The 4,287-nt window shown below is 72.0% G+C and carries 5 protein-coding genes; 4 read left to right on the forward strand and 1 reads right to left on the reverse strand.

Translation table 11 applies throughout. The features are described 5' to 3' along the window. Positions 1-111 precede the first annotated feature (111 nt). Genes FNQ90_RS14295 through FNQ90_RS14310 form a run of 4 tightly spaced genes read left to right on the forward strand, consistent with a single transcriptional unit; the run spans position 112 to position 3,816 of the window. Positions 112-1,203, forward strand: a complete 1,092-nt coding sequence (locus tag FNQ90_RS14295; RefSeq protein WP_182606735.1) for an aliphatic sulfonate ABC transporter substrate-binding protein — start codon at positions 112-114, stop codon at positions 1,201-1,203. 39 nt (positions 1,204-1,242) lie between these two features. Continuing rightward, positions 1,243-2,037 carry an ABC transporter ATP-binding protein gene (locus FNQ90_RS14300; protein ID WP_182606736.1) on the forward strand — a complete coding sequence of 265 codons (795 nt, stop codon included), beginning with the start codon at positions 1,243-1,245 and terminating at the stop codon, positions 2,035-2,037. Further along, positions 2,024-2,968, forward strand: a complete 945-nt coding sequence (locus FNQ90_RS14305) for an ABC transporter permease (protein ID WP_182606737.1) — start codon at positions 2,024-2,026, stop codon at positions 2,966-2,968. The genes FNQ90_RS14300 and FNQ90_RS14305 overlap by 14 nt, the downstream gene beginning before the upstream one ends. Next, positions 2,968-3,816: a sirohydrochlorin chelatase gene (locus tag FNQ90_RS14310; RefSeq protein ID WP_182606738.1), complete on the forward strand. Its 849-nt coding sequence runs from the start codon at positions 2,968-2,970 to the stop codon at positions 3,814-3,816. The genes FNQ90_RS14305 and FNQ90_RS14310 overlap by 1 nt, the downstream gene beginning before the upstream one ends. Before the next feature lie 117 nt (positions 3,817-3,933). Here FNQ90_RS14310 and FNQ90_RS14315 read toward each other — a convergent pair. Next, positions 3,934-4,287: winged helix-turn-helix domain-containing protein (locus tag FNQ90_RS14315; protein WP_182606739.1), on the reverse strand; the 354-nt coding region annotated here is incomplete at its 5' end.

The following is a 4,287-nucleotide window of genomic DNA, read 5'->3' on the forward strand; positions in this document are numbered from 1 at the left end:
ATAAGAGACAGCCGCAGGCCCGGGTCACCGCCGGCCGACCGATCCCCGAAGGGATTCCCTCCCGTGTTCCATCGCCCCACCACTCCCTCCAGTCCCGGGCGACCGCGACGCGTGCGTACCGGTTGCGCCGCCCTCGCCGCGCTGCTGCTGGGTGTCCTGACCGCCTGCGGCTACGGCTCGCAGCGTCCGGAGACCACCGCTCCGGAGCAGGCCGTGGCCACGGGTGAGGCGCTCTCCGCGCCCGAGGTGACCGTCGGCTACTTCGCGAACCTCACCCACGGCACCGCCCTGGTGGGGCTGGGGGCGGAGGGTCCGATCCGGGAGGAGCTGGGGGGAACCCGACTGGGCACCCAGGTCTTCAACGCCGGTCCTTCGGCGATCGAGGCCCTGAACGCCGGCGCGGTGGACATGACCTTCATCGGCCCCAACCCGGCGATCAACGGCTTCGCCCAGTCCGGTGGCCGGAACCTGCGGATCGTCTCCGGGGCCGCCTCCGGCGGGGCGTCGCTGGTGGTCAACCCCGACACGGTGAACGGGCTGGACGACCTGACCGGGAAACGGATCGCCACCCCCCAACTGGGCAACACCCAGGACGTCGCGCTGCTGAGCTACCTGGAGGAGCGGGGTCTGGAGGTGGATCCGCGGGACGGCACCGGTGAGGTGTCGGTGCTGCGGATCCAGAACTCCGAGATCCCCCCGGCCTTCGAGAACGGCTCCATCGACGGGGCGTGGGTGCCCGAGCCCACCGCTTCCAAGCTGCTGACCAGGGGCGCCGTCACGCTGCTGGACGAGGGTGAGCTGTGGGCGGAGGGCCGCTACGTGGTCACCCATCTGGTCGTCGCGCAGGACTTCCTGGAGAAGCACCCCGATGTGGTCGAGGCGGTGGTGCGGGGAGTGGTGCGCACCAACGGCTGGATCGCGGAGAACCCCGGGGAGGCGAAGTCCCTCGTCAACGACGTGCTGGAGGAGTTGACCGGGCAGCGACTCCCGCCCGAGGTTCTGGATCCGGCCTTCGACAACGTCGAATTCCTCGACGACCCGCTGGCGGACACGCTGCGGGTCGGGGCCGAGCACGCGGTGGAGGTGGGTCTGCTGGAGGAGACCGACCTCTCCGGCATCTACGACCTGTCGATCCTCAACGCGGTGCTCGATGGGGAGGGACTGCCCCCGATCACCGATGACGCCGGCCTCGGCGTCGACTGACCGCCGCACCCCATGCCGCATCCGCAGGAGACGCATCCCATGGCCATCACGCTCAACACCCCCCGCGCCGAGCGGAAAACCGTCACCGACCACGCCGTCCGGCTGGACGGCGTCAGCAAGTCCTTCGGTCGACCGGGCACCGGTCAGGTCGTGCTCGACACGATCGACCTGACCGTGGCACCCGGTGAGTTCGTCACCCTCCTCGGTGCCTCCGGCTGCGGGAAGTCCACCCTGCTCAACCTGGTGGCCGGGCTGGACGAGCCCTCCGCCGGCACCATCGACGTGCCCGGTGGGCGGCCGGCGCTGATGTTCCAGGAGCACGCCCTCTTCCCGTGGCTGACCGCCGGGAAGAACATCGAGCTGGCACTGAAGCTGCGCGGCCTGCCCCGCTCGGAGCGGCGACAGGAGGCCGAGCGCCTGCTGGAACTGGTCCGGTTGAAGGGCACCCACGGCAAACGGGTGCACGAACTGTCCGGTGGCATGCGGCAACGGGTCGCACTCGCCCGGGCGTTGGCCCAGAAGAGCCGACTGCTGCTGATGGACGAGCCGTTCGCGGCCCTGGACGCCATCACCCGGGACGTGCTGCACGAGGAACTGACCCGGGTGTGGGAGGAGACGGGCCTGTCGGTGCTCTTCGTCACCCACAACGTGCGGGAGGCGGTGCGGCTGGCCCAGCGGGTGGTGCTGCTCTCCTCCCGGCCGGGTCGTGTGGTGCGGGAGTGGGATGTGGACATCCCGCAGCCGCGTCGTATCGAGGACGCCCATGTCTCCGCCCTGTCGGTGGAGATCACCGATCAGCTCCGGAAAGAGATCCGCCGCCATGGCCAGCACTGACCGCACCACCGAGCCATCACCGAACGCGGGCACCCCGGACGGGGCACCCCGGGGGCGGACCCGGGAGAACGGCGACCTGGCGGACCTCGAGGCCGGCCTCGACGCCCTGGAGACCGCTCCCCGGACCGAACGGCCGTCGATCGGGCGTCTCCTGCTGGCCAAGGCGGTGCCACCGCTCATCGCCGTGACGCTCGTGCTCACCGTGTGGCAGCTCGCCTACATGGCCGAGTTGAAGCCCGACTACGTCCTCCCCGGCCCGCTGGACGTGTGGGCGACCCTGGAGCGGATGTGGCTCCAGGGCACGCTGCTGGAGTACATCTGGGTCAGCGTCTCCCGCGGTGTCTCCGGATTCGCCATCGCCGTGGTGCTCGGCACACCATTGGGCCTGCTCATCGCCCGGTTCACAGTGGTGCGGGCGGCGATCGGGCCGATCGTGACGGGATTGCAGTCGCTCCCCTCGATCGCGTGGGTACCGGCGGCGATCATCTGGTTCGGGCTGAGCAACGGCACCATCTACGCCGTCATCCTGCTGGGTGCCGTGCCCTCGATCGCCAACGGCATCGTGGCCGGCGTGGACCAGATCCCACCGCTGTACCTGCGGGCCGGTCGGACGTTGGGCGCCCGGGGGCTCACGGCCATCCGGCACGTCATGCTGCCCGCGGCGCTGCCCGGCTACATCGCCGGTCTCAAGCAGGGGTGGGCGTTCTCCTGGCGATCGCTGATGGCGGCGGAGCTGATCGTGCACTCCCCGGCTCTCGGTACCGGACTGGGTCAGCTCATGGAGAACTTCCGTACACTTCAGGACATGTCCGGCGTGCTGGCTTCCATTCTGTTGATCCTTCTGGTGGGGATCGCCATCGACCTGCTGTTTTTCTCCCCACTGGAGCGGCGTGTGCTGCGCGGCCGAGGGCTGCTGGGCAGGACGGCCTGATGGTGGCACTTCTCCCGGGCGGCTCCCGGACCCCCCCACCCCTGCTGATCGTGGCGCACGGCAGTCGTGATCCGCGTCACCCCGCGACCGTCGCGCTGCTCGCCGAACGGGTGCGGACCCTGCGCCCGGACCTGACGGTGCGGGTGTGCCACCTGGAGTTCAACCTGCCGTGCGTCACACAGGCCCTCTCGGGGCTGTACGGGGCCGGTGAGCGGCGGGTGATCGCCCTGCCGCTGCTGCTGACCCGCGCCTTCCACGCCAAGACCGACATCCCCGGCGTGCTGGCCGAGGAGGTCCGCCGGCTGCCCGGCCTGCGCGTGGAACAGGCCGACGTGCTCGGCCCGGACCTGTTGCTGCGGGCCGCCATGACCAGGCGGTTGCACCAGGCCGGCCTCTCCCCCGCCCAGCACGCCGAGACCGGCGTGGTGCTGGCCGCGGCGGGGTCCTCCGACCCGGAGGCGATCGCGGTGATCGCTGAAACCGCGCGGGAGTGGCGGCGCGCCGAGGGATGGTGCGCCGTGCGACCCGCGTTCGCCTCCGCCTGCCCCCCGACCACGGCGGACGCCGTGCGCGCGCTGCGCGCCGAGGGCGTCCGCCGGGTCGCGGTGGCCCCCTACGTGATCGCGCCCGGCCGGCTGCCGGACCGCATCCTGCGTGGCGCCGAGGAGGCCGGGGCCGACGTGGTGGCCCCGGTGCTGGGGGACGCGCCGGAACTGGCGCGGTTGATGTTGCGACGCCACGACGCGGCCCTGGCCGGCCGCGTACCGCGGGCACGGCGGATGGGCGGCCCGCGGGAACACGGCGGGGGGGCCGAACGCCCGGCGTCGGCGTCCCTTCGACACGGCTGAGCCGGGCACCCGCGGATCCTCTCCGCGAGGACGGCCCTATCGGGGCCGGGGCGGCCCCTCCCCACAGGGGTCGCCCCGGCCCCTCGCACGTCCGGTCCGGCCGGGCCGGACGGCGTCTCATCCCGCCGCGACGGCCCGCGCGGGGGCGGGGTCGTACTTGTAACCCACCCGGTGGACGGTCACGATGCGCTCGCGGTGACGTGCGCCCAGCTTGCGGCGCAACCGGGCCACGTGCACGTCCACCGTGCGCCGGTCCCCCACCAGGGGGGTCGGTCCCCATCCCCAGACGGTGGCCAGGAGCTGGGCCCTGGTCCAGACCCGGCGCGGGTGGATGAGGAGGTGGGCGAGGAGTTCGAATTCCAGGTAGGTGAGGTCCAGCGGCTCGGCGTCCAACGTGACGGAACGGGCACCCGGGTCGAGCACGAGGCCGTCCACGGTCACCACCCGGTCCTCCGCCGGTTCGGGGACGGG

The organism is Streptomyces alkaliphilus (genome assembly GCF_014141535.1).
GTDB lineage: Bacteria > Actinomycetota > Actinomycetes > Streptomycetales > Streptomycetaceae > Streptomyces > Streptomyces alkaliphilus.